The 25,503-nt window shown below is 62.4% G+C and carries 25 protein-coding genes; 6 read left to right on the top strand and 19 right to left on the bottom strand.

Annotation, left to right across the window (positions count from 1 at the left end):
- A partial coding sequence (locus tag ACUXH0_RS23485; RefSeq protein ID WP_476196439.1) for a 4Fe-4S dicluster domain-containing protein occupies positions 1 to 216 on the top strand: 216 nt, incomplete at its 5' end.
- 150 nt (positions 217 to 366) lie between these two features.
- Here the strand turns inward: ACUXH0_RS23485 and ACUXH0_RS23480 are convergent.
- The 3 genes from ACUXH0_RS23480 to ACUXH0_RS23470 form a co-directional block, all read right to left on the bottom strand.
- Positions 367 to 1,098 carry an anti-sigma factor gene (locus tag ACUXH0_RS23480; RefSeq protein ID WP_012430371.1) on the bottom strand — a complete coding sequence of 244 codons (732 nt, stop codon included), beginning with the start codon at positions 1,096 to 1,098 and terminating at the stop codon, positions 367 to 369.
- Complete coding sequence (locus ACUXH0_RS23475) at positions 1,095 to 1,805, bottom strand: sigma-70 family RNA polymerase sigma factor (RefSeq protein WP_004634143.1); 711 nt, start codon at positions 1,803 to 1,805, stop codon at positions 1,095 to 1,097. The genes ACUXH0_RS23480 and ACUXH0_RS23475 overlap by 4 nt, the downstream gene beginning before the upstream one ends.
- A gap of 64 nt (positions 1,806 to 1,869) precedes the next feature.
- Positions 1,870 to 2,454, bottom strand: coding sequence for a fasciclin domain-containing protein (locus ACUXH0_RS23470; protein WP_004634140.1), 585 nt, complete (start codon positions 2,452 to 2,454; stop codon positions 1,870 to 1,872).
- 506 nt (positions 2,455 to 2,960) lie between these two features.
- Between ACUXH0_RS23470 and ACUXH0_RS23465 the strand changes: the two genes are divergently transcribed.
- The 3 genes from ACUXH0_RS23465 to ACUXH0_RS23455 all read left to right on the top strand — a co-directional run bounded on the left by ACUXH0_RS23465 (position 2,961) and on the right by ACUXH0_RS23455 (position 4,965).
- A complete protein-coding gene (locus ACUXH0_RS23465) occupies positions 2,961 to 3,542 on the top strand; it encodes a globin family protein (RefSeq protein ID WP_182594677.1) in 582 nt (193 codons plus the stop codon).
- A gap of 14 nt (positions 3,543 to 3,556) precedes the next feature.
- A complete protein-coding gene (locus ACUXH0_RS23460; protein ID WP_220485503.1) occupies positions 3,557 to 4,225 on the top strand; it encodes a hypothetical protein in 669 nt (222 codons plus the stop codon).
- Positions 4,226 to 4,443: 218 nt separating this feature from the next.
- Positions 4,444 to 4,965 (top strand): hypothetical protein, encoded by a 522-nt coding sequence (locus ACUXH0_RS23455; protein ID WP_259393750.1) that lies wholly within the window; start codon positions 4,444 to 4,446, stop codon positions 4,963 to 4,965.
- Positions 4,966 to 5,087: 122 nt separating this feature from the next.
- Here ACUXH0_RS23455 and ACUXH0_RS23450 read toward each other — a convergent pair whose 3' ends face one another.
- From ACUXH0_RS23450 to ACUXH0_RS23375, 16 genes are all read right to left on the bottom strand, one after another.
- Positions 5,088 to 6,263: an efflux RND transporter periplasmic adaptor subunit gene (locus ACUXH0_RS23450; RefSeq protein ID WP_012430376.1), complete on the bottom strand. Its 1,176-nt coding sequence runs from the start codon at positions 6,261 to 6,263 to the stop codon at positions 5,088 to 5,090.
- Positions 6,260 to 8,629, bottom strand: a complete 2,370-nt coding sequence (locus tag ACUXH0_RS23445; RefSeq protein WP_182594678.1) for an ABC transporter permease — start codon at positions 8,627 to 8,629, stop codon at positions 6,260 to 6,262. The genes ACUXH0_RS23450 and ACUXH0_RS23445 overlap by 4 nt, the downstream gene beginning before the upstream one ends.
- On the bottom strand, positions 8,623 to 9,327 hold the full coding sequence (locus ACUXH0_RS23440) for an ABC transporter ATP-binding protein (protein WP_009277617.1): 705 nt from the start codon (positions 9,325 to 9,327) through the stop codon (positions 8,623 to 8,625). Before ACUXH0_RS23440 ends, ACUXH0_RS23445 begins: the two co-directional genes overlap by 7 nt.
- A gap of 14 nt (positions 9,328 to 9,341) precedes the next feature.
- Positions 9,342 to 9,632 carry a hypothetical protein gene (locus tag ACUXH0_RS23435; RefSeq protein ID WP_012430378.1) on the bottom strand — a complete coding sequence of 97 codons (291 nt, stop codon included), beginning with the start codon at positions 9,630 to 9,632 and terminating at the stop codon, positions 9,342 to 9,344.
- A gap of 233 nt (positions 9,633 to 9,865) precedes the next feature.
- Complete coding sequence (locus tag ACUXH0_RS23430) at positions 9,866 to 10,510, bottom strand: hypothetical protein (RefSeq protein WP_182594679.1); 645 nt, start codon at positions 10,508 to 10,510, stop codon at positions 9,866 to 9,868.
- 5 nt (positions 10,511 to 10,515) lie between these two features.
- Positions 10,516 to 12,807 (bottom strand): heavy metal translocating P-type ATPase, encoded by a 2,292-nt coding sequence (locus tag ACUXH0_RS23425; protein ID WP_004634125.1) that lies wholly within the window; start codon positions 12,805 to 12,807, stop codon positions 10,516 to 10,518.
- Positions 12,808 to 12,842: 35 nt separating this feature from the next.
- Positions 12,843 to 13,367: a cytochrome b gene (locus tag ACUXH0_RS23420; RefSeq protein WP_182594680.1), complete on the bottom strand. Its 525-nt coding sequence runs from the start codon at positions 13,365 to 13,367 to the stop codon at positions 12,843 to 12,845.
- Between the two features lie 45 nt (positions 13,368 to 13,412).
- Positions 13,413 to 14,669, bottom strand: coding sequence for a TolC family protein (locus ACUXH0_RS23415; protein WP_012430382.1), 1,257 nt, complete (start codon positions 14,667 to 14,669; stop codon positions 13,413 to 13,415).
- A complete protein-coding gene (locus ACUXH0_RS23410) occupies positions 14,666 to 17,779 on the bottom strand; it encodes an efflux RND transporter permease subunit (protein WP_182594681.1) in 3,114 nt (1,037 codons plus the stop codon). Before ACUXH0_RS23410 ends, ACUXH0_RS23415 begins: the two co-directional genes overlap by 4 nt.
- A complete protein-coding gene (locus tag ACUXH0_RS23405) occupies positions 17,779 to 18,864 on the bottom strand; it encodes an efflux RND transporter periplasmic adaptor subunit (protein ID WP_012430384.1) in 1,086 nt (361 codons plus the stop codon). The genes ACUXH0_RS23410 and ACUXH0_RS23405 overlap by 1 nt, the downstream gene beginning before the upstream one ends.
- A gap of 298 nt (positions 18,865 to 19,162) precedes the next feature.
- Positions 19,163 to 19,597: a hypothetical protein gene (locus tag ACUXH0_RS23400; protein WP_249262963.1), complete on the bottom strand. Its 435-nt coding sequence runs from the start codon at positions 19,595 to 19,597 to the stop codon at positions 19,163 to 19,165.
- 173 nt (positions 19,598 to 19,770) lie between these two features.
- Positions 19,771 to 21,318 (bottom strand): thymidine phosphorylase family protein, encoded by a 1,548-nt coding sequence (locus ACUXH0_RS23395; RefSeq protein ID WP_024542057.1) that lies wholly within the window; start codon positions 21,316 to 21,318, stop codon positions 19,771 to 19,773.
- A 10-nt stretch (positions 21,319 to 21,328) separates the two neighbouring features.
- Positions 21,329 to 21,607 carry a DUF1488 family protein gene (locus ACUXH0_RS23390; protein ID WP_004634114.1) on the bottom strand — a complete coding sequence of 93 codons (279 nt, stop codon included), beginning with the start codon at positions 21,605 to 21,607 and terminating at the stop codon, positions 21,329 to 21,331.
- A 29-nt stretch (positions 21,608 to 21,636) separates the two neighbouring features.
- Positions 21,637 to 22,578 carry a ribose-phosphate pyrophosphokinase gene (locus ACUXH0_RS23385; RefSeq protein WP_012430387.1) on the bottom strand — a complete coding sequence of 314 codons (942 nt, stop codon included), beginning with the start codon at positions 22,576 to 22,578 and terminating at the stop codon, positions 21,637 to 21,639.
- Positions 22,575 to 23,939, bottom strand: a complete 1,365-nt coding sequence (locus tag ACUXH0_RS23380; RefSeq protein WP_004634110.1) for an MBL fold metallo-hydrolase RNA specificity domain-containing protein — start codon at positions 23,937 to 23,939, stop codon at positions 22,575 to 22,577. Before ACUXH0_RS23380 ends, ACUXH0_RS23385 begins: the two co-directional genes overlap by 4 nt.
- Positions 23,940 to 23,957: 18 nt before the next feature.
- Positions 23,958 to 24,380 (bottom strand): Hsp20/alpha crystallin family protein, encoded by a 423-nt coding sequence (locus ACUXH0_RS23375; protein WP_012430388.1) that lies wholly within the window; start codon positions 24,378 to 24,380, stop codon positions 23,958 to 23,960.
- 339 nt (positions 24,381 to 24,719) lie between these two features.
- On the opposite strand from ACUXH0_RS23375, the gene ACUXH0_RS23370 reads away from it, so the two are divergent.
- On the top strand, positions 24,720 to 25,220 hold the full coding sequence (locus tag ACUXH0_RS23370; protein ID WP_009241737.1) for a lecithin retinol acyltransferase family protein: 501 nt from the start codon (positions 24,720 to 24,722) through the stop codon (positions 25,218 to 25,220).
- Positions 25,221 to 25,234: 14 nt separating this feature from the next.
- Positions 25,235 to 25,456, top strand: coding sequence for a hypothetical protein (locus ACUXH0_RS23365; protein ID WP_009241738.1), 222 nt, complete (start codon positions 25,235 to 25,237; stop codon positions 25,454 to 25,456).
- The last annotated feature ends 47 nt before the right edge of the window (positions 25,457 to 25,503 follow it).

The raw sequence follows: 25,503 nt of genomic DNA, 5'->3' as shown, positions 1-25,503 counted from the left end.
AAGTTCGTCGGCCCGGCCGGTCTGCTGCAGGCATATCGTTTCATCGCCGACAGCCGCGACCAGGCCACCAGCGAACGTCTGGACAATCTGGAAGATCCGTACCGCCTGTTCCGCTGCCACACCATCATGAATTGCGTCGATGTGTGCCCGAAGGGTCTGAACCCGACCAAGGCTATCGGCAAGATCAAGGAATTGATGGTGCGCCGCGCGGTGTAAGGAGGCCGGCGCTCACGGCGGCTTTGTATAGGCGTAAATGCGACAGTAGCGCGAAGGGAGGTTACATGACTGCGACGTTGCTCGGCACTTCAAACAGTGTCGAGCTGAGCTGCCGCAATGAAGTTACTCACGCAGAGATAGACGATCTCATTACGTCTCATGCATCGCGCCCTTGCCCACCACAGGACCCGTCGCTTGGCCCGTCGGAGAGCCTCCTTTGGGCTCTACCGAAACAGCCAAAGCTGAACGGGCATTGAGTTTGGCGGCATTTTCCTTCGACAACACAATTGAAGTTGAGCGATTGGAGGGGAAGACTCCCAACGAGATCGGTTTGCTATTTTCTGGAATCAGCCAGAGCTCAGTCGAAGCGCTGTCCGAGACCTGAAATGCGACAGCCGGCACGACGATGATCTCGCGCTTTGCTTTATCGACGGTCGCGGTCCAATGCGGCACGCCATCGTCATCTGCAATCGCCGCCGCAGCATAAGCTGACTTCAAACCAGACGGCGCCTCAGTGGGCGCTGCGAGGAAAAGATTCACCGCGACGACAGCAACCATTGCAAACGTCGTTGCAAGCGCCAACGTGCGCCAGAACCGAATGCTGTTCCAAAAACGCCGCATCTGTGCCCCCGCTGGCAGAGTCGTAGGCGCGCCTGTTCGCTCTACAAGCCCCAGATCGGCCTCGATTCGCCTCCACACGCGCGCAGGTGGTTGCCTGGAAGTGACGGCTTCACCAAGGGGAGAAAGACGAGACTCCCAAGCATCGACTGCTGCCTGTAGGGCTGCATCTTCATGCAGTGCACGCTCCACGGCGCTGCGCTCCTCGGTGTCCAACAAACCGAGAACGTATTCAGCGCATTCCAGATCACGATCTGGCGTCATGACTGCTGCTCCAGACACATCTTCAGTTGCAGCAGGCTGCGTCGCACCCAACTTTTCATCGTACCGACCGGCACGCTCAGACGCGCTGCGAGTTCAGCGTAAGTCGCCCCTGTATAGAACGCTTCCACGATCACACCACGCTGGCGACCCTCCAGCTTGCGAATGCAACTCTCCAGGCGTCGATGCTCCTGGCTCATGTCCGCCACTTCTGATGGCGTTGCCCGTTCATCGACGATCTGGCCCCAGTCCGCCTCATCACCGGTGGTCTCGCGCGATTGCCGAAGACGATCGATCGACTTGTTCCTCGCCAGCGAGATCAGCCATGTCATGGCGGTCCCCCGATGCGGATCGAATTGGTCGGCGCGTTGCCAGATGGCGACATAGATATCCTGCAGCACGTCTTCGGCTTCACCTGAGCTGCGCAGGATTCCGTACGCCAACGAATAGAGTTTGGGAGAAGTTAGCGTGTAGAGCTCTGCGAACGCTGATTTACTTCCTTCGCCAGTTTGCTTGAGCAACTCAACGAGCCGTTCCCGAACGGCTTCCTGGCGCGCTGATATCGTGCCCTCGGCTTCGGGCAAAGATGCTCCGACAACGTGCATATGATTTCGCGTGCCTCGGTTGCCCATGACGGGATGTGGCAAAGGTATACCACCGGCGTTGTTCCCGCAACGAACGTCTTGAGCGTAGCGAAGTTGGGATGACATTGCCTTTCCTCTCGTCATAGTCCGAGCGCGCGAGGGCACGCGCCCCCGCGCTTCACGGGAAGGATTACGGCATCAATACCTTGTCCACGACGTGAATCACGCCGTTCGACTGGTACACATTGCCGATAGTGACCATGGCGACCCCGCCCTTGTCGTCGGTGACGGTCAGATGGTCGCCCTTCTGCATGACGGTGAGCGGATCACCTTCGACGGTTTTGAGCATCGCCTTGCCGCCGCCATCGGCGACGGCCTTCATCAGGTCTTGTGCTGTGAGCCGGCCGGGCACCACGTGATAGGTCAACACCTTGACCAAGGTCGGCTTGCTTTCAGGCTTGAGCAACTTATCGACCGTACCGGCGGGCAGCGCCGCAAAGGCTTCGTTGGTCGGTGCAAATACGGTGAATGGGCCTGCCCCGGACAGCGTATCGACCAAGCCGCCTGCCTTCACGGCAGCAACAAGCGTGGTGTGATCCTTCGAATTGACCGCATTTTGAATAATGTTCTTGGACGGATACATCGGAGCGCCGCCCACCATGGTGGTCGCTTCGCTATCGCCCATTGCGGCCGCCGCTACGGACGCATAGCCGCCAGAAATGATTGCGAAAGAAACCAGAACACCAGACAACCCTGCGAGTTGATACCGTTTCATCGTTGACCTCTATCGTGGCGCTTCGCAATGTGGAAGCAACCGATATACGAGCCCAACCGGCTATCGGATGCATAAACAGATCGTGCGACAACGCATTGGCAGTTCACAGAATTGAGTTGGCTTTGCATCAGAAAGATCGTCGATATCCTCCGAGCCGATGGTTGCCGACGCTCAGAGCGTCGTGCGGTCGCAGATTGGGGTTGTTGATCGCGGCTATGCTCGCCGAACTGGAGGGGGACGCTACATGAACGCCGGCTACCGTGCTGATGTCGGATCGGCCGCACGCTGGCAGAACAGCGGGGTCTGTGTTGGTCGCTGCCGCTAGAGCCGGATCGACGTGTGGCCAAGGGTCACGCCTGGAACGCGTGGAGCGCATGAATGGGGTGCTGGCTTGATCCATTCTGCATCCGAAATCGCCTGGCAGACGTATATCAAAACAGCGCTGCGCAGCCCTTGAGATAAACCGCGCAGTGCCCGATCCATACCCTGCCAAAGGAGATTGACCCATGAAGCGAGCACTGCTACTGGTTTTGACCTTGACTACCGCAACCTTGAGTGCATGCGGAGGGGGCGATGACACGCCCATGGCGATGGCATCAACGGCGTCGACAGCACAATTTCCCCAAAACGCCGACATGTGGGCCGGGCTTGGTGGAGATGCCAGCGCACCGGCCGCCATTTCAAAGGTGGTCGACGATGCGGTGTCCGGACTGCTTGCGGACCCCAAAGAAGCACCGTACTTCGCAAACATCGGTAAGCCGGGACACGATACGGTCGGACGTCTCAAAGCCTGCCTGAACCTCCAGTTCAAAGCGCTGTTTGGCGGCCCCTTCAGCTACCCGGGGCAAGTCGCGGCGGACGGCACTACCGTGATATGTGACGACATGGCCACTGCACACTCTGACGTTGGCATCCCTGGCTGTGTGTTCGATCAGTTCATCACCGATGCCGCCGCTGTCATGAAGACCGATGGCGTTCCGGATGGCTACATCTCTCGCGTAGCACCCGTGCTCACCGGCCTCAAGTCGACCATCGTGTCGACCATGCCTCAGTATCTGGGCCCTAACACCGCCCAGAACTGCAAGTGAGCCCGCGAAGCGGGTTGCGCCGCTACGCACTGCCCAGCATTGCAGCCTTTACGGTTGCAATCGGTCTGGTCGGTGCAATGCACTTGAAGGCGGCTCGTCCTGTGCTCGCGATGCTTGGCGTTCCGTGCCCCGTCGACAACACCACTGCGGAGCAAGTCAGCGCGCTGCGCGCCAGCGGACTAGCGCACCTTCGGGCTGTGAAGCTCGCGCCAGCTCGCCCCGTCCCCGGCGGGTTCGTACTGGATGCCACGACCCCCGAGGAGGCCCGCCAGTGGGCACACGAAAATCGCATAGCCTGTGAAGATGTCAAGCACGGCTACAGCTATCTTCGTTGTCGCGGCGTCGACGCCAATAAGCTCGGTCTTGCCGGTCCGCCCGTCAGCGAGTTATGGCTCAGCTTCGGTCCAAATGGCCATCTGATCGGTGTGGACGTCTACCGGCGGGGTATGAGCGCCAACGACACAACCGCCGCCTGGGACGGCGCTAGTTATGCGCTGCGAGATGTGCTCGGTGTGCCAACGTCGACAATGGGTGATGCATCGCCAGCGGTACTGGGCGGATCGCCACTGCAGACCGCACGTTTGCAGTGGCGATTTTCCGACTACGTGGCAATCGTCACCGCGAGCAACCTGCCTTACGCCGGGCTGGCGGTCCGGGAACAGTACATGTCGTCTCGCCTTTGATTTGAATTGACTCTGCAATACCTTGGGGCCGGCAAATTCGCCGGCCTCCACTTAAGTAACTGCGTGCGCATGAACGGCTGAACAGCGCATCAGCCGGGCTTGTGCGACCTTTGTATGGTCCCCGCCGAATCCACGCCACCTGCCCCAACCTCCCTCCTCCACAGACCAAGCCGCAGCGCTTGACATGCATCAATGGCCGATTGTGGCGAGCCTCTACATTGGCAGACAGTGCGGGTATCCGCCGCACATCACACGCAAGGTCGCTCATCATGGCAAACAGTCGACGTACCCTCATCGCAACCGCCTCGACCGCGCTACTGCTCGCGTGGAGTTGTGCTGCGCCCGCCGCCGGCCCATCCAAGGAGAAGAAGGCATCGTCGCCAGCCGCGACGACTGTGCAGCAAGGCAATGCAGACTTTGACGCGCAGATTGCCCATCTGCGCGCCATCAGGGAACGCATGGCACGTGCCGATACCCCAGAAGAACGACAGGCGCTGATGAACGAGCGCATGAGGGTCATGCAAAACATGATGGCCGGCATGCGACAGATGGGCGACAGGCAACCGGCGACAAGAAGAGGCCAAGCCACTCAGATGGCCACGTGTCGGGGCATGATGGAACGGAACACCGCCGTGATGCAGGAGATGATGCAAATGATGATGGACGATCAGGGCACGGGAATGGGCATGGGCATGGGCCGCGGAATGGGTCCGGGTACGGGCGGCATGATGCAGAAGTAGATTCGGCAGGCCAGCTTGCTGCTGTCTCCCATGACCGCGACGCTCGCGATGAGCGTGAGTTCGGTTTCGGCGGTATCCAATGCGCTGCGTCTGCGCCGCGTGAGCATCTAGCCTCCGTGCAATCAGCGGGCGTTCAGGGGGCGCACGCTCATGCTGTCACTGAGCGTGGTCGGAGGATAGACGACCACGGTGTCGTGGTCCTGAAGCCCATCGAGCACCTGGGCTTCCTCCGCGTTGCGCTGTCCGATCTGAATGATTCGCTGTACAGCTTTTCCGTTCTTAACGATAAACGTGCACCAGTTACCGCCGCAGCGGAATAACGCGCCAATCGGCAGCTTCAGTACGTCGGGTTGTTCCCAGATGACGATGCGGCCTTGTACGCGGTACCCATCATTCAACCTGCCTGGCGGGTCGACAAGATCCGCCACAATATGGACGCGCTGTTCTTCAACCCCGAGCGCCGACACCTTGGTAAACGCCCCTGGACCTACTGTCCGGACCGTGGCGTTGACGGCCCACGGACCGCCCCACTCCACTACCGATACGCGCATGCCCGGACTGATCTTGACCGCATCGGTCGATAGCACGTCGACGACGAGTTCGTAGCGCGATGGGTCGGCCAGAAGCATCAAGGCCGCGCCTGCAAGCACCACGCGCTCACTTTGTTGCTCGATGCGCAACAGAACGGTATTGGTCGGGGCACGAACTTCAACGGGTTGCCCGGCTTCCAACGCCTTCAAATTTGCCATGGCGACACGAACGTCGGCGGCGGCGGACGTTTCTCTTGCGCGTGCTGCTGTCAGATCGCTGGCACTTGAGGCAGCCATGGTCCGCATCTGCTCCACTTCCTGCCTGGACATGGCACCGCTGCTCAAAAGCGTTTCGCCCCGGTCCAAGTTTCGGCGCGCTTGGTCGTAGTCTGCCCGCGCATGCGCGGCCCGCGCCTGGGCCTCACTGAAAATTGCCTCTGCCGCATCAACACGTGCGCGTTGGGCAGCTCGTTCTCCCGGAGTCATCGGCACCGGCACCAGAACGGCGATCACCTGCCCTGCCTTAATCTGATCGCCTTCATGCAGTTCAACGCGAAGCAGTCGGCCTGTGATGGGCGCAGTGATGACGTAACGATCATGCGCACGGATTTCGCCGTCTTCATCGATCGTGACTTGAAGCGGCCCACGGGTGACACGCCCTGTGTCCACGGCCGCAGGTACCGGCCAGAGTGCGTACGTGAGCGCCAATGCCAGCGCCAGCGCAGCACTTGCAAGTGCGAGCGTCTTTCGCAGGCCACCACGCTTCATGATTCTCTTGCCTTGAGCACTGCGACGATATCCAACCGTCTGATCTTGGCCGCCACCAGCAGCCCCGAACACACGACCGCGCCACCGGCTACAACGAATGCGTAAGCGAAGGTCGCGGCGTGAACCACGAGCGGAAGGCGGTACAAGTCGGTTGCCAGCCGAGTAGAGAGGAGACCGCACACGCCGTAGCCGAGCAGAAGTCCGGCTGGCAGCGCAATGGCGGTGAGCACAAACTGCTCCCCGAGCAGAATCCACGCGACTTCGGCCTGCGTGAACCCGAGTACGCGCAGGGAAGCCAACTGTTGAACACGTTCCGAGTAAGCGATGCGCATGCCGTTGAACGCCACACCAAACGCGATCACACAGGCAAAGGCGAAGTTGATGGACGTGGACAGACGAACGCTCTCGTCCATGATCTTGCGGAAGCTGGCGATGACGGACTGGCGAACCGCCACTGCATTCACCGCTGGCAGACGCTTGAGCGTCGCATACAGATGGGCAGCCGCATGCTGATCGACGGACAGCCTCGCACCTGACCAGTTTCCACTCTCCCCAAGCAGCTTTGCCAGTGCATGCTGGTCCATGTAGGCCGCGACGCCCACCAGATCTCCGGACAGCCGCATCAAGGTGACTTGCCTGGTTTGACGCTCTCCTTCAAGCACTTCGATCGTGATCGGATCACCAGGTCTTATGCCAAGCACGGCGGCGAGTCGGGCCGAAACCACCAAGCCGTCCGGGGGCATATGCAACGGTCTGCCCTCATCATCAATTAGCCTGTGCAGATCCGCCTTCTGAGCGATCCCACTCAGCGAGACGCGCCGAGACCGATACCCCGCGGATAGCTTGACCGGTACATCGCGGAACCCCTCGACCTTCAGCACGCCGGGCAGACGCTCTATTGCGTAGATGGCTCGGTGGGATAAGGGTTGAGAAAAGGCCACCGTCACATCCTGCCGCTCGATTTGCTGGAATTGGGTATCGAAAAGGAAATCGATTGAATCGAAGAAAAACCCGCCGACGACAAGAATCGCGCTTGCGCACGCAATGGCCAAAGAACCAAGGAGCGACTTGACGGGCTGGCGCGCGATATTGCGCGCAATCATTCGCCACACCACGCTCATTTGCCGGTAGATGCCCGCCCGCTCTACCCAGCCCACTGAAAACGCTGGCGGAACGACCGCGCGAAGCGCCTCGACGGGCATCAATCTCATGGCTTTCGCAGTGCTCGCGATGGCACCGCCAACCGCCGTTCCAAAGCTAATGAAGAACGCCCAGGCCATCGTCGAAAAATCGGCGCGAAACTCGAGGTGGGCCAGCCGGTAGTACCGGGCGTAGAGGTCGGTTAGATATGTCCCTAACGCCAATCCCCCTCCAATACCGACAACGGTGCCTGCCGCAGCAACGACGCATCCGAGCTGCAGGTAATGCAAACCGACTGAAAGGTCACCGTATCCAAACGCCTTCATCAAGCCGATCTGTGAGCGCTGTGTATCGATCAGTCGGGTCAGGACGTTCTGCAGCAGAAACATTGCGACCAGAAAAAAGATGGCTGGCACATAGGTGGCAGTCACGCGGTTCTGTGCGATCTCGTCGGTAATGAACCGATTCGATATTTGGTGATCGCGGCTGATTGTTCCAAGTCCGCCGTACGGCAACAACGTTCGATCGATTTGCGCGATGACGTGCGGCGCGGGCACGCTGCCATCGAGAGACAGCACGAGATCATTGAAAGCGCCATCCATGCGGAACGCTGCCGAAACCGCATTCACTCCCATCCAGACTACGCCGTAATGGCGGTTGTCCGGGAAGATGGAGCCCGCGCCTGCCTCGTAGACATACTCCGGCGAGATTGCAAGACCAACAATGTGCAGGCGCTTCCAGCGGCCGTTCAGGATGGCGCTGAAGTACTCGCCCGCTCGCAGGCTGTTGGCATCTGCGAAGGCCGCGCTGACCAACACCTCATCCTCTCTGCCCGGCGCAATGTATCGGCCGCTTTGAAGATGCAGCAGGTTGAGCGCGGGCCAACCGAGCTCCGGGATGGAAACGAGGCGCGCCGTGGCTGGCTCGGAAAGGCCGGGTATGTCGACCGTGACATCTGACACTACGCGTGCGTCCACATGTGACACTCCAGGCAATGCAGCAACGCGCGAGGCAATCTCCAGTGGTGCGCGCTTCAGATGCACGAAGAGATCGGCAAAACGGTATGACGCGTAGTAGTCCTGCTGGGCGTTCAACAAAGCCAGATAGGTGCTGCGCATCGCAACAAACGTGGCGACACCACATCCGACAACGAGGACTGCCGCCAAGACCTGCGCCCGCATTTGCCAGAGGTCTCGCCAGAGTAGCCGGACAAGCATGCTCACCATGCCAGGTCTCCGACTCGGGCACGCTGCCCGTTTCGGCGGTGCTCGACAATGGTGCCGCTGCTCATACGAACGACACGATCCGCCATGTCGGCGATGACGGCGTTGTGCGTGACGATCACGATCAGGGTGCCGAACTCGCGGTTCACCTGTTCGAGCACCTCCAGCACCAGTTGCCCGGTCCGAAAATCCAGTGCGCCGGTCGGCTCATCGCACAGAAGGACATCTGGCCGTTTTGCGACCGCGCGGGCGATGGCAACGCGTTGCTGCTCACCACCCGACATCTGTGAGGGAAAGTTATCCGCAAGCGTCCCGATCCCGACCCTGTTCAGAGCCTCAGTGGGATCCAGCGGATGCTCCGCGATGTCCGTCACCAGTGCGACGTTCTCGCGGGCAGTCAGGCTTGGAATCAGGTTGTAGAACTGAAAGACGAATCCAACATGTTCCCGTCGGAAACGCGTCAGGCCCCGGTCTCCCGCGTGGGAAAGATCGTGGTCCCGATACACGATGGAACCGCTCGTTGGTGTATCCAGCCCGCCCATCAGGTTGAGTAGCGTGGATTTTCCGCTACCCGACGCCCCGAGCAGCACAACGATTTCACCCGGCCCGAGTTCCAGGTCGACGTGTTCCAGAGCGCGCACGCTCACGCTCCCCATTGGGTAGACCTTGCTGACGGCCTGAATATTGAACACCGTTTCCACGACACACCGGTCTGCTAGGAGGGCGGGCGAGTGGGCCGCTCAGATGTTTGGTGCTGCGCTGAATGCGACGTCCAGCGTTCTGCAATCGCCCTCCCCACCTGCATGCCTGCCGCAATGGCAACATCCACAGAATCAAAATCCGGAGAGACGTGGTGGAAACGCTCCAGTTTCGGGTACTCCAACGCGGCTTGTTTTGGCGAGCAGACAAAGCCGGTGTAGGCGTACTTGAATCCATCGCAACGCCCAACGACCACCAGAATATGAATGGAGCAGCCACGGTGCTGTTCAATTGCCCAGGCCGACATATCGATCTCCTGCAAGGCGCTCGGGGTCGTAGTGCATGCCTGACTGATCAAGCTCTGCCGCCCATGTCTTGGCAAGGTTTGCCGGGCGAAGAAGAGAGGGGCAACGCACTGGTTCTTTCAGGCTACTTGTATTCGCCCGCAAGGCGTTGACGTACCTCAACCACTGCGGACGCGATCCCTGCGGGCCCAGCGTGTCGGCAATACGTCTCAGGCTCGTTGCCAATGCACCCTGCTCAGCGCTCGACCTTTGTCCGTGTGTCTTTGGCGGAAGATGCAATCGATTCCCGTCGCCGCCATCGCAGGTGCTTCGTTTGCAACAAGTGCTGCCAATCCAGTTTGGCAAACCCATAGACGAGCGCCAGAAACACGACCTGCGACACGACGAAGTACACACCCATATACGCCCCGTCGATCTCCGTTTCCACATCCAGATAACGGGCACCCATCTGGGCAATGCGCGTCCAGGTCAGGTAGCTTATCCAGCGGCCAACGAAGAACGGCAGGCCGATCAACCAAAGCCGCATCCCAGTCAAGCCGTAGGCTATGAAGATGTAGTTGGATGGGAACGGGCTGAAGGCATACGCGAGCATCAGCCCGACCGTCATACCTTTGCGGTCTTCCAGCCAGGCACGTACAACGTCGATGTTCTGACGATCCGCCTCGCGCATCCAGCGGTTGCGTACGAGCGTGCAGGATAGCCGCGCCAGAACCAGGCGGCCGAGGGTTGCTGCGCAAGCGGCAATGCCCGCAAGAAGCACCGGGTTGGCATCAGGCCGTGAGAAGCCCACCCATGACATCACCACCCATGTGGGCGGTGCGAAGGCCGGCATCACATTCAGCAGCAGGATGGTCGCGAACAATGCGAGCAGGTTTGTCATGACGATCAAGCCTCTCCTCCGAGCACATGGAACAGTTCGTCTTCTTGCGCGCAATGCAGCCGCAGGATGGCATCGAGCCCATACAGCAAGCGTTGCAGCTCTTGCGTCACAGCGGCATCGGGGCCGTCGGCGGAAACATCCGCCACGATCCGGCCCAACAGGTTCGTCACGCGGAATATCTCGCGATGCATGGCGCTCATTGCCGCCATCGGGTCGTCTCCTCCGAGCAGGCGGGCGACGTCCGGATAGAGCTGGGTATCGTCTCGGCGCTCATGTGGCACCAGGACGTCAGCCAAGGACTGGTTGAGCGATAGCAGCGCGCCTTTTGCGGCACTGCCTCCCATATGGGGCAGTGAGTCTGCGACCATGCGGATCCGGCTCAGAATGGGCTCCAGCTCCGCGTGTTCAGCCTTGAGGCGCTCGACGTCTGCGCAGACGAGTGAACGGGTCGCTTCATCTGGCGTGGGCAACAGCGCTCTCAACGCGCTGGCGATCGCCAATACATCGATGAGCTCCTGCAGCATGGCGCCCGCCAACGGTGGTAGATGGCCCAGCGCTGCGACAACCATGGCTGCGAGCGACAGAGACATGCCAATCATCACGCTCTGCAGTGCCACGCTGCGTGTACGGTGCGCTATCCGGACCGCGTCAACGAGCCGATCCAAGCGGTCCACCAACAAGACAATGTCTGCAGCTTCCGAAGAGGCCGCAGCGCCCCGCGCACCCATTGCCACGCCAATGTCCGCCGCGGCGAGCGCAGGTGCATCGTTGACGCCATCACCGACCATGATCACCTTGCCGTCGGCGCGGGCGCCCCGAATCACCGCGAGCTTGGCCGCTGGCGACAGGGCCGCATGGACCTCCGTCACCCCCAACATGGATCCAACCGATTCGGCAACATCTGCCCGATCCCCGGTCAACATCGCTTGCCGTTTGATACCCTCTCGACGCAGGAGTCGGAGCGCACGAGGTGCCTCAAGGCGAACGCGGTCAATCAACTGCAATGCGCCCACGAGTTCACCATTGACGCCGACAAACACAGCCGACGCACCGGCATAGCTCACGCGCTTGGCGAACGCTTCCACCCAGGACGGCTCGGCGGATGAGCCCAAGACATAAGGCAATGAGCCGATGGAGACGACATGTCCGTCAACGCGGCCGCAAACGCCAGCGCCTGGACTCTCGACAACCCCACTCGGCAGTCGCAGCTTTGCACCCTGTTCGCGCGCAGCCTTGGCGACGGCTTCTGCCGTGACGTGATTCGATGCCTGTGCGATTGACCCGGCCAGGCCCAGCACAACATCGGACGCGTAGTGCGGTGCGCATTCAACATCGACCAGTCGTGCAAATCCGCTGGTGAGCGTGCCAGTTTTATCGAAGAACAGCGTGTCGGCCAACGCCAGCCGCTCCAGCGCGCCGCCGCCTTTGACCAGCACGCCTCGCTTGGCACAACGCGACAGCCCTGAAACGATGGCGACGGGCACTGCCAGGATAAGCGGACACGGCGTAGCCACGACAAGCACGGCAAGACAACGCGCCGAATCACCCGTGAGAATCCAGCTTGCCCCAGCGAGGAGAACGGCGACGCCCCCAAAGGCAAAGGCGTACCGGTCAGCCAGCCTTACGGAAGGACTGCGCTCGGACTGCGCCGCACTGACTAGCCGGACAACGCCTGCAAACGTGCTCTTTTCGGCGGATGCACTCGCGATCATCTCGAAAGCGGCGCCCACATTCAGCACGCCGCTGCAAATGGCATCTGCCGTCAAACGATGGCGGGTGAGCGATTCTCCTGTCAACGTGGATTCATCGAGATCGGCAGGCCCGGACAAGGTGCCATCCACCGGCACGACTTCACCGTGCCGCACCAGCAACCGGTCACCCGCTTGCACCTTCTCCAGACTGACTTGGTGCCACTGCCCGTCGGCGAAGCGATTGGCCCGCTTGGGTGCATGGCCGAGCAACGCGGTCATCTCGCGCTGCGCACGCGCTTGCGCGAAGTCTTCCAATGTGCGCCCCGTCGCGAGCATCAACGCAATGACCGCTGCGACCAGCACCTCGCCGGACAGGAGCGCAAAGCTGATCGATATCACTGCCAGAACATCCACGCCGGCCTGCCGTCGCATCAGTGACCGAACAATCGTGACGACCAGGGTTAGCCAGTTTGGAACGACACCAATCAGCCAGAGTTGCCACGCCAGGACATCGGCACCGAGGTACCGTGCCCACAACCCGGCCGCCAGAGTCAGCGCCGACACGGCAAGCAATGCTACGTTGGCGAGCAAGCGCGTGGAGTGCATCATTGAGCCTCTTGTCGGCGCAGTTTTCATGTGCGCTAGATCATGCGGCGCAGCAGCCGATCCTTCAGGATGAATTCATGCCAGAGCGCCGCGGCGGCATGCAGTCCCACCGCGATATAGACCAGCGTGGCGCCCGACTCATGCACCTCCTTGGCCAAGTGCGCCAACGTCTTGTCTTGTGCAACCGCCAGCGGCAGATCCAGCCCGAACGGTTGGATCGGCTTGCCACCCCAGGCCAGTGCCAACAGGCCCAGAACGGGCATCCCAACCATCAGTGCATAGAGCGCGCCATGCGTAAGTCGTGCTGCAAGCTGCATCAGCGGTGTGCCCGGAACGGGAGGCGGGGCCTGCGTGGCCACCCGGGCCAACAGGCGCAACACCATCAAAGCGAGCAAGGAAAGCCCCGCCGTCTGGTGAATGATGAATAGCGCTGCGCGCTCGGCACTGCCTTTCGGGAAGAAATCCATGATTTCGATGGCCACGACGGCGATCAACACCGCCAGAACCACCGCCCAATGGAGCGCGCGCATGGTGAAGGAGTATTTCAGTTCGGATTGCATAGCGTTATCCAGGATGTGTTGAGTAAGAGGTCAAGCGGCAGCAGATCAATCGTCGAAGTCCCACATCCGATGCAGATCGAGCTGGAGACGGCTGTCTGCCTCCAGCAGGTCGACGCGGGCGAGCCTCTCGGCCAGTTGGGCCTCGGCCAGACTACGGCGCGCGGCCAATAGCTCAGTCAGGCCCGACTCCCCTGCGCGATACGCGCGCATTGCCCGGTCGGAAGCGCTTTTTTGCAGCGTAGCCGCTTCCATCTGCGCTTGCGCGCTCGCCCGCTTGCCTTGCAAGTTGCCATAGAGCACATCGAATTCGGCACCGAGCCGTCGCTCGGCACCCAGCCTGCGCCGTGCCGCCGTTTCTGCATCGGCAGCGGCCGCCACCGCCGTTGAGCGACGATGCGCAGAACCGATCGGCATGGCAACGCTCACACCCATGATGCGTTCGGCACCGCCGCGCTCCACCGTAACAAACATGCCGACGGTCGGGTCGGCTCGACGCTCCAGATCGGCGCGCTTGGCCATCTGCTGCGCCTGCGCCTCTTCTGCCATGGCAAGCCGGTATTCGTGACTGTCCTGGATGTACTGCGTACGTAATCGATCTGGTGGATCTTGCGGCAACGGGGGTAGCGCGGTATCGGCGCCGAACGCGGGATGGCCCAGCCCTGGAAACCGGGCTTGCAACTCCGCCTGCGCAGTCTGTTCCGCTGCCGCGGCTGTCGCCAGCATGGCTTGCGTGCGCGCGCGATCAGCTGCGGCCAGTTCGGCATCCAGGCGTGAGGCATCGCCCATTTGAACCCTGCGGGCAGTCAGCGCCGCCAGATCGGCAGCTGCCTTGGCATTTTCCAGCGCGGCCAGGCGTGCCTGGCCTGCTCGTACGGCACCAAACCACAGAGTCAGAACCTGGCGCGATGCCTCATGGCGTGCGTCCTTGACGGCAAGCTGGCCCGCCTCGGCGGCCGCGTCGGCGAGCTGCGCATCGGCTTGCGCTTTGCCCCATAGCCGTAAGGGCCGCTCCACAGTGATCTGCCCTTCGGCATGGCGCTCGGAAGGGTCGCGCACCTGGCGGCGTTGGCCAATCGCACGCACCACGGTTTCCGCCGTGCCGGCGCGGACGCCTTCAGCCCGGGCCAGTACGGCATCGCGGCGGGCCTCTGCCGCGAGCACATCGGGCGACAGCGCGACGGCCTCGCGCACGGCGTTCTCGGATGGCAGATGGCTCGACGAACCTTGCGCTTGCGCTACGGCCGTCCAAAGCACCAGCGTGCCCGCCCCCGCCAATACGATGCGAAACAGATCCAACCTCATTGTGAATCTCCTTGCCCCGCAGCCGCACGCGGCCGAGGCAACCCAAAGCGTTCAAACAGCAGGGGCAGAAGAAGCAGCGTCAGCGCAGTCGAAGAGATCAGCCCACCTGACACGACGATCGCCAGCGGCCGCTGAATTTCTGACCCTGGCCCGCTGGCCAGCAGCAGCGGAATCATCCCCAGCGCGGTAATGCAGGCCGTCATCAGGACGGGCCGCAGGCGGTCTCGCACGCCGGCGCGTACGGCTTGCGCCATGCCCAGGCCGGACTCCAGCAGCGTGTTGAAGTGGGAGACCAGCACCACGCCGTTGAGCACCGCGATCCCGAGCAACGCGATGAAGCCCACGGAGGCGGGCACCGATAGGTATTCGCCCGATATCCGCAACGCAGCAATGCCGCCCACGAGCGCGAACGGAATGTTGGCGACCACCAGCACGGCCTGCCGCACCGAGCGAAACGTCAATATCAGCAAGAGGAAGATTGCGCCCAGGGCCAATGGAACAACCAGCGCAAGGCGCGCTGCGGCGCGTTGCTGGTTCTCAAACTGGCCGCCCCACACGACGCGCAATCCTTTTGGCAACGTGCCAATGCCGCCGACTGCTGCCTGGGCTTCTTGCACGAAGCCGGCCAGGTCCCGACCATCGACATTGGCCTGGATCACGGCAAACCGGGCGCCGTCTTCATGGTTGATGCGCACAGGCCCATCCACGCGCTCGATATGCGCCAGAGAGGTGAGCGGCCATGCTTTTCCGTCGGGTGCCGTCACCAGAAGGCTGGTCAGATTTTCGGGTGCCTGCCGCAAGCCTGCTCCGCCACGCAAGATCAACGGCGTGCGGACGATGCCCTCGGGCACCACGCCAATCCGGTCGCCCTCGATCAGCGCCCGCAGTTGCGCCTGCAGCGCGTCGCCGGAGAAGCCAGCCTGACCGACGGCCGCCCGGTCCAGCGACACCTTCAGGTACTGCACGCCGCTGTTGCTGGGCGCAATCACCTCTGCCGCACCCGGGATGGTGCGGACCTTGGCAGCGATGGCCTGCGCCGCTGCATCGATGGCGGCAAGGTCGCTGCCGAAGAGCTTGATGGCAACGTCGCCGCGTGTGCCGGTCAGCATCTCTGAGACACGCATCTCAATGGGCTGCGTGAAGCCGTAGATCACGCCCGGGAAGCGCTCCATGACGCGCCGGATGGCTACCGCGATGTCTTCCTTGCTACCGCGCCACTGATCCTTGGGCTTGAGCACCAGGAAGGTGTCGGTTTCGTTCAGGCCCATCGGGTCCAGCCCAAGATCATCCGAACCCGAGCGCGCGACGATCGAGCGTATTTCCGGCACCTCCTTGAGGAGCGCCTGCTGCACACGTTGATCCATGTCGAGCGACGCCGCGAGCGAAACAGACGGGGCCTTCTGCAACTGCACGATCAGATCGCCCTCGTCCATCGTCGGCATGAAGGTCTTGCCGACCGACATGTACAACACCACGGCCAGCGCCAATGCTGCCCCGGCCAGCCCGAACACCGTGCGGCGATGCGTTGTCGTCCATGCCTGGATTCGCGCGAAACCGCTCGCGACCTTCCGCATCAGCCAGGGCGGTTCATCCGCATGTGAAAGCAAGAGCAAGGAAGCGAGGGCCGGGACCACCGTAAAGGCAATCACCACGGACGAGGCCAGCGCCAGCACGATGGTCAGCGCCACCGGCCCGAAGAGCTTGCCCTCCAACCCTTGCAATGACAGCAGCGGCAGAAACACGATGGCAATGATCGACACGCCCGACAGCATGGGTACCGCTACCGTTGCCACTGCATGGCGGATGACCGCACCGCGCAGCGCCGGATCTGTCTTGTGGTCTTGCGCGCGCGCCATGGCCGTCTCGATGTTCTCGACCACGACGACGGCCGCATCGACGAGCATGCCCAGTGCAATGGCGAGCCCGCCAAGGCTCATCAGGTTGGCCGTCAGACCCACATAGCGCATCAGGAGAAAGGTCGCCAGCATCGACAGCGGCAGAGTGGCCGCCACGACCAGGGCTGCCCGCACCCCACCCAGGAACAAATACAGCGTAATGACGACCAGCACGCTGGCTTCAATCAACGCGCGAACCACGGTATTGGCCGCACGGGTGACCAGCTCGCCGCGGTTGTAGAAGACGTGGGTCGACATGCCCTTTGGCAACTGCGGGCCGAGCGCATCGAGCCGCGCCTGTACCGCCTCGACCAGCTTGCGGGCATCGCTGCCGCGCAGGCCCAGCACCAGTCCTTCAACCGCTTCGCCGTTGCCGTCTTTGCTGACAGCGCCGTTGCGGGTCGCCTCGCCCAGCCGCACGGTTGCCACATCGCCGACCGTGACCGCAGGCGCGGAAGATAGGCCCTGTGCCGGCACCACGACAATCGCACGCAGATCATCCAGCCCGCGCACGCCGCCTTCTACACGCACGACCCAATGCTCGTCGCCGCGATCCAGCCGCCCTGCTCCGTCGTTGCGGTTGTTGGCGTCCAGCGCCTGGCGCAATTGGTCAAGGGTGATAGCGCGTGCGCGCAACCGCGCCGGGTCCGGTGTCACCTCATAGCTGCGCACCTCGCCGCCGAGGGCGTTGACGTCGGCCACACCCGCCACGGTGCGCAGCGCTGGCCGGATCACCCAGTCCAGCACGCGGCGCCGCTCGGCCAAGGAATAGCCATCGCCCTCCACCGTGAACATGAACATCTCGCCCAGCGGCGTGGTGATGGGCGCCAGGCCGCCCACAGCCGTCGACGGCAGATCGCGCGCCAAGCCGGCCAGACGCTCTGATACCTGCTGGCGCGCCCAGTAGACGTCCACCCCCTCTTCAAAATCGACGGTCACATCGCTGATGCCGTATTTGGACACCGAGCGCACGATCGTCTTGTGCGGCAGGCCGAGCAGCTCCTGTTCGATCGGCGTCGAGACCCGCTGCTCGACCTCCTCAGGCGTCATGCCCGGCACCTTCAGCACAACCTTGACCTGTGTCGGCGAGATATCGGGAAACGCGTCGATCGGCAGGTTCAGATACGCCCAGACGCCGGCGGCAGCCAGCACACCGGCCGCGATCAGCACCAGCACGCGCTGGCGCAACGAAAACTCAATCAGGCGGGGCAACATCACTGCTCTCCCGCCAGCAAGCCCTTGAGCGCACCGACACCTGTCACCGCTACGCGCGTACCGGCTGGCAAGTTGGCACGGATGATGGCGATGGCGTCGTCTGTACTGGCGACGGTGACATCCTGGAAGCGGAAGCCCTTATCGGTCGCGACGAACACGCCTGGCACGCCCCGCACGTAGACCAACGCGGCCACAGGAACCCGCAGCAGGCCAGAGGCGCTTGCATCGGCCTGGCCGCGCAGCTTGAGCGTGACATTGACGCTCTCCCCGGCACGCAGGTCTCCACGCCGCTCCAGCGATGCGCGCACACGCACGCCTGCAGTGCCATCACCGGAGGGCGCAACACCAATGACCGAGCCCCCCGCGCCGCGTTGCGCGACCTCGACGCGGTCACCTGTGGCCGGCACCGGTATATCGCGGCCGACGAGCAGGTCCAGTTCCAGAGCGGCCGGGTCAACGATCCTGAAAAGGGGTGCCGCCGCTTCTACGCGCGCCCCCGGAACGGCGTTGACTTCGGACACCACACCGCCACGGCTGGCAACCAATTGCGCCTCACCAACCGGGCCGCTGAATGCGATGCCCGCGGAGGCCAGCTCTGCCCGCCTCGCCTTGACCATGGCGCCGGCTTCAGCGGCCCTCGCCTGCGTTGCCTGCCAACGGCTTGCAGCGATGATGCCGTCGTCATACAGCGCCTTGTCGCGTGCGAGCGATTGCTGCGCGAGCCGCGCCTGCGAGTTGGCTTCCGTCAGTGCGCGGCTGGTTTCGAAGAGCTGCGGGCTCAAAAAACCGGCCAGCGGCTGGCCCGCCCGGACGGTTTGCCCGACCGACACCAACACCCGGGGCACCATGCCCCCGTATGGGGCGGCCACCACATATTGCGCATCCGGCTTGAGAACGACACGCGCATGCGTGCCGACCTCCAGCCCTGAAGCAGCGGCGACTGGGCTGAAGCGCACGCCGAGGGAGCGCGCCTGCTCAGCCGATAGCGGCACCACTTGGGCGCCTGCTTGGGCAGCGGCCTGCTCAAGGGGAAACGCGATCAGCGCAATACACGCACTGGCCGCGACGATTCGTTTGAAAGACATGCCTGACTCCAATCCTCGGAGGCGACGCCACGGACGCCACCTCTGATTGCCGCGCATACGCGAGCGAGCTCAAGATCAACCGTCGCTCAGCATTTCCATGCGACGCGAACGACAAACTCTTACGGTGGATGGCCCATGGAAAGCGGAGTTGCTACCGCCGCGTAGCGTTAGGCGTGCGCAATGCAGCAAAAGACAGCGCTTTTGACACATTCATCATCGCCAATGCAGACACGAGAGGCTTGTTGCAAGTCAACAAGTCACGGAGCAACGCGCACGCCGGCCGTCAACCGGGTACGGATCAGAACTTCAGCGGGGGAGCTTGGGCCGGAGGTGGCCGATTGATGCGATCGCGCCAGCGCGCTCGAACAGGCGCTGGCCGACAGGCGGGACGTAATACAGCGGCGCCGGCAAGCGCCGCAAGGAGAAGGAACGTCAGCGCGGATACGCCGGCGGCGGCCGCTGCCCAAAGAAATGCGGCAAGGTCTGCCGGGCCAATGGCAGGCTCGACATCCACCTCGAAGGGTTCCTGGCTCGTCAATGCCCAGTCATGAAGACGGGGTGCGACCTCCGCAATAGCGGGAGGACGGTGAGCAAACGATACGGATTGGAAATGAGAATCAACCGCGGCAGGAAGCGTGGTGTGCACGTGCAGGCCAGATTGTTTCGGTGTTCCGAGATGGCCGTGCAGAAGCGGGCTTAGCAGCTGCATCAACACGATGGTCAACAACAGCATTGCCCGGAGCGAGAGGCTTGCGGTCGCACGTGACATGTGCGAATTGTAACGCAATGTGCCTTTCGTTTGGCGGCACCAGGCCACCGGCTCCCCGGAAAACTCTGGCCGCCAAGCGCTTCGCACGTGCATCGTGAGATGTCCCGAAACAGCAGCCGACGGTGCGGCAATCAAGCTCAACCGATTCCCATCGGAGACAGTCCCACCACAGCATGCGTCAACGCATATGCCGACGAATACTCCAGCTCGCCCGAGGCCTGCGCGTGGATCGTGAACAGCGGTTGCCCAACATTCACTTGATCCCGCAGTCGCACACGCATCTGTACGCCCGCGACTTGACGCATCGGCGCGCCCGCAAGCTTCGCAATGCGGGCAAGGTGGCGGTTGTCGATGTGGGTGACGATTCCATTTTGCTCGGCAACGACGTCGCGGCGGAACACGGCTTCTCCGGGGATGCGCAAGCCACCCTGCGCCTCGCAGATCGCTTCGAACTTTCGCCATGCAGCACCGCTGTCCAGCAGGTCGGTTGCCATGACAAGCCCCGTTCCGGCAACAGCCGTACCGCAAAACTCCAGCAATGCGCCGGCCAGCAATAGAGACCGTTCCCGCAAGTCGAACGGCGCGGTAGGGGTCCGTTGGAGTACAGCCAGAACGTCTCTTGCTTCCAGCGCAGGGCCGATCCCGCGGCCAACGGGCTGCGCGCCATCCGTGCGCACCATCAGCACCTGCACCCCAAAAGCTTGCGCCACACGCTTGAGCAGCATTTCAAGGCGTTCAAGGTCTTCGACACTGCGGACTTTGGCCGTCGGCCCCACAGGCACGTCGATCAACACATGGGTGGACCCGGCCGCGATCTTCTTGGAGAGAATGGACGCCACAAGCTGGGCATCGCTGTCGACGTCCAGTGCCCTTTCCACTCGAATCAAGACGTCGTCCGCCGGGCTGAGACTCAATGCCCCGCCCCACGCGAGCGATGCCCCAACCTGCCCCACAACGCATCGCAACTCTGCCGCGCTCAGGTTGACGCGGGTGAGCGTTTCCATCATGTCGGCGGTACCCGCAGGCGAGGTGATGGCGCGTGACGACGTTTTAGGCAGCAGCAGCCCCGCCGCCGCACAGATGGCAACGACGATAGGGCTGGTGCGATTGCCGGGCAGACCGCCCACGCAGTGCTTGTCTGCCACGACCGCGCGGTCCCACTGCAGACGCTCTCCGGAGTCGACCATCGCTTGTGTGAGGTCGATGGTTTCCTTGATGGTCATGCGGCTGGATGCGCAGGCGCTCAGGAATGCCGCGATATGGACATCGGCATAACGCTCATGCGAGATGTCAGCAATGATCTCCTGCAATTGCTTGGCGTCCAGATGCCCGCCATAGATCTTGGCCCGCAGGGCGCGCAGCGACTCAAGCGACGGCGCGTGCCTGACGCAGACTTCGTCACCCGGGCGCGCCATCAACGAATCGACCGCGCTGGCTGACAGGCTCACCTCATGCTTTTCCAGCAACCCCGAGCCCACGAGGTTCAGCGTGGCGATCAGCGATCGCTGCCCGATCTGGACTTCTACGCGGGCCTGCGCGGCAAAGCCCTCGGACCGGCAGATCGCGCTGTCAGGGTGCATGTAGATGACGTGCTCCTGCCACGTGTCAATGCCAAGCGCCTTGAACCTGAGGCATCCCAGCGGGGCAATGGACGCGTCAACTGGGGGCATGGAGACGGTGGTCATGACAGGCATGTCAGCCAGCGAACCGGAAGTGCCCGCTGTGTAGCGTGATCTCCTTGGAACCTGTTTGCTCGAACAGAAGGCGTGCAACTTCTTCGATATCTCCACGGTGCACCTTGAACGCGCTCAGCAGATCGTCCGACCGGCAGGAAAGCGCACCAAAATGATCCTCGAGGGCTTCCGCCGTGATTGCGTAGCTTGCGGAGCAGCCATCGACCGACGCGCGGCATTGCAGGCGCGGCCCTGCTGCGCAGTATGTCGGGTCGTCAGGCAGGAACCTGATCTGTTTCATGATGGCCTCCAGATACGAAAGCGCCCCGGTCAAACAAGCATCTGCTTGCTCAAAGGCAGGGGTAGATCAAACATGCGTGAAATGGCATCGACCAGCGGCCCTGTCAGTGCAATCTGGTTCGAAGGATGCGGGATCGTGTCGCACGTGACCACCTCGGCGCTGGCCGCACACAGCTGGCTGTACGCGTCGGCGGCGAACACAGCATGCACTCCTACGCATACCGGCTGCGGTTTGCCGGCGCGCTGCAGCAAGCCTGCGGCCGCAAGCATCGTGCGCCCGGTCGAGATGATGTCGTCGACGAGTACCGGCACACACCTTGGTGGAATGTTCGGCAACTCAGTCACTTCCACGTGCCACGCACTGTGTCGCGTCTTGGTCAATGCTGCCCATGGGGCCCCGCACATGCCTGCTACTTGCTCGACCCACTGCCTGCTTTCCTCGTCAGGCCCGATCAGGAACGGCGCCTGTACATGGGTCTGAATCCATTCGGCAATGGCAGGGGCGGCTTCCACGGCGACCGTCGGCACGCGATAGACCTCCGACAAACGCGAAATGCGATGCAAGTGCGGATCCACCGTGACAAGCCAGTCGAACACGGGATTGAGCAAGGCGGCAAAGTGTTCCGCAGCGCGAATCTCGCCCGCATTGAAGATGACATCCTGCCGCATATACGGCAGGTACGGCGCAATCAGGCCAACGCGGCGCGCCCCGCCCTGGCGTGCGGCAATTGCCAGCCAGAGCAGTGGCAAGAGCTTCTCGTCGGGATGATCGAGTGTGCAGACAATGGCCACTTCTGCGCCGTGCACGGGCGTGTAAAGCCGCACGTACGACTCTCCGTCGGGAAAGTGGGTCACTGCGGCATGCCCCAACTCCGCGCGCAGCGGAATGGCAAGTCGCATGGTGGCGGTGTCGCAGCCGGGCATGGCAATGAGCACACGCTGCGGGTCCAGGGCAACGGTCGGGGCGGTCATGCACCCTCCAGTTCGTAGGACTGGCGGTACTCCGGCATGCGGACCGGCCACTGCAATTCATGCTCGATCCGCTGGCGCAAGGCGTCGCTGGCGGCTGGCTCGCCATGCACGATGAAGGTCTGCTGTGGCGGCCGCGTGAAGCCCCGTAACCAGGTCATCAGTTCATTGGCATCCGCGTGGGCGGACAGATTCTGGATCTGCTCAACCGAGGCTCGGATGGCAACCTCGCGTCCGTGCACGCGCAACGCCCTTTGACCGGCCAGCAGCGCGGCGCCCCGCGTGCCGGCGGCCTGGAAGCCCGACATCAGGATGGCGTTGCGCTTGCCGCCGCCAAAGCTCTTGAGGTGATGCAGCACCCGCCCGCCGGTCGCCATGCCGCTTGCCGCAAGAATGATCTTGGGCGCGCGATCGTTCCCCAGATGCCTCGACTGTTCAGGGCTCTGCACCGGAATGGCCAATGCACAGGCGGCCTGGCAGTCGGCAGCCTCGATATGCAGATCGTCAATATGATGCGCAAACACCCCCGTCGCCAGTTCGGCCATCGGGCTGTCGAGGTAGATCGGCACATGTGGAATCCGATGCTCGCGGATCAGCATGTAAAGGCAATACAGAAGCTCCTGCGTACGCCCCACAGCGAAAGCCGGGATCAGCAGCGTGCCGCCCTGCCCGATGGTCCGCTGCACAACCTGCTCGAGTGCATCGAGCGGGTCCCCCTCCGGATGCACGCGATCGCCATAGGTCGATTCGACCAACAGGGTATCGGCCTCCGCAATGGGCTCGGGTGGCCGCATGACGGGATCGACCTGCCGCCCCAGGTCGCCGGAGAAGACAATGCGGCGCCCCTCGGTCAGCAATGTTGCCGTGGCCGCACCGATGATGTGTCCTGCACGGTGGAACTCCGCTTCCACGCCGTCGGCAACGGAGAAGCGCTCGCCATAGCCGACGGGATGCAGCCGGCGTAACGCCCTGGCGGCGTCCTTTTCGTCATAGAGCGGCAACGCGGGATGATGGCGCGAGAACCCCTCGGCGTTCGCGTACTGTGCATCCTCCTGCGCAAGCCGAGCGCTGTCAGGCAGCAGGATGTTGCACAGTTCTGCCGTGCCTTTCGTGCAATAGACCGGACCATGAAACCCATTGCGCACGAGCAGCGGCAGGTAGCCGCTGTGGTCGATATGGGCATGCGTGAGCACGACCGCATCGATGTGATGCGGGTTGACGGCAAGCTTGTCCCAGTTGCGCAGACGCAGCGACTTGTAGCCCTGAAACAGCCCGCAGTCGACCATCACACGGTGCGCGCCGGTCTCAAGCACATACTTTGAGCCCGTCACCGTGTCGGTTGCGCCGAGAAATTGCAGCCGCATGCCACAGTCCCCTGGCGCCTAGCGAATCGTGATGCGCTGCTGTGGAGAGGCGTCCTTCTTGGGCAGCGTCACACGCAGCAGTCCGTTTTCGTACGTGGCGTCGACCTTGCTCTCATCGACTGCCGCATCCAGCGTGAACATGCGCTGCATGGTGCCGCTGTAGCGCTCGCTGCGGATGATGCGTTCGCCTTCCTTCTCTTCGGAAGTGCGCTCCACCTTGGCCGAGATCATGACCGTACCGCGATCGACCGTCACGTCGATATCTTCCTTTTTCGCACCCGGGATTTCTGCGACAACGCTGTATGCCTTGTCAGACTCCGTCACATCCACCTTGAATGGCAGCGCGCTATCCATGCTGCCGCGAACCGAGCGCAGAAGCCCCTGGAAGATATCGCCAACCGGTTCAATGGCGAACGGGTCATAACGCTTGAGTTGACTCATGACTGCCTCCTGATGAGTGATCCCAGGGTTCCTGGGGTCAATAGATTCATCGTGGCACGGCAGTGCCGGAGCGCCTTGCGGCAGATCAACGGTGGCGCACGGTAGCCGTCGCAAGCGCGGCTTGGGACTCGCATCAAGCACATCGCTTCTGAGGTGCCGGCTGCCGTGTCAGGCTTTCCTGACATGGAAACCCGCGGCTCCGACAGCATTCTCAGCGCAGCCTGCATGACGCGGGCGTGTGCACTGCCAATACTGGTGGCACATCACCAAACAGCGCAGCGTCTTGTCGCATCGCCCCCTAGAACTCGACAACGCCCAGCCAGTACAACGGAGCGCGCCATGAGCCGGAACATCGAATGCATCGCCCTGTGGAATGCGCCGCAAGACCTCGCCGCTTTTGACACTGCGCTTCCTGTTGGCGCACACCTTGTAGCGGACCGCGATGGGTACGAACACCACGGCATCTATGTCGGCAATGGGCAGGTCATTCACTACGCCGGCTTCTCGCGCCGTCAGCGCCGCGGGCCGGTGGAGCGCATCTCCATTGGCTGCTTTGCATGCGGTTTTGCAGTGACCATCCAGCGCGACGCCAGCCCCTGCTACGACGGTGAAGAAGTCGCCCGCCGTGCCGGTTCACGCCTGGGGGAGCGCAATTATCGGCTGCTGACCAACAACTGCGAGCACTTCTGTTCGTGGTGCCTGTTCGGAGAATGCCGCAGCGCACAGGTGGAGGCGTGCCTGAAAAGCCCCGTGCGAGCTGCGCGCACGCTATTCAAGCTGATGCTGCTGGCGCTTTCGACCGAATGTCGGACCGCACACCCGCAGGCTCGGGCCGCGTGACACCGGAGAACTCCATGCCCCAATGCGATACCTCGTTGCGCGAGCTGGTCACCAAGTGGTTTGGCCTGAGCGATATGCCGCATCTGCGAATCACGCGCCTGCATTGCCCCGGCGTCGATTGCGGCTGCGTGCGGGCGGAGCTGACGACATCCGCCCGCCCGCTTGCCATCGTCTTCTTTCGTCACCAGGCGGGCTGCTGGAGGTTGTTTCCGCCATCGCCCACACGCCGCCGATAGTGGCAACGTAAGTTTCCCTGCTGTAAGCCGACCCCAACTTGCGGGTG

The sequence above is a fragment of the Ralstonia sp. 110700041-2 genome, assembly GCF_056280165.1.
Note: the sequence above shows the minus strand (reverse complement) of the source record. Positions and strands in the feature narration are given on the sequence as shown.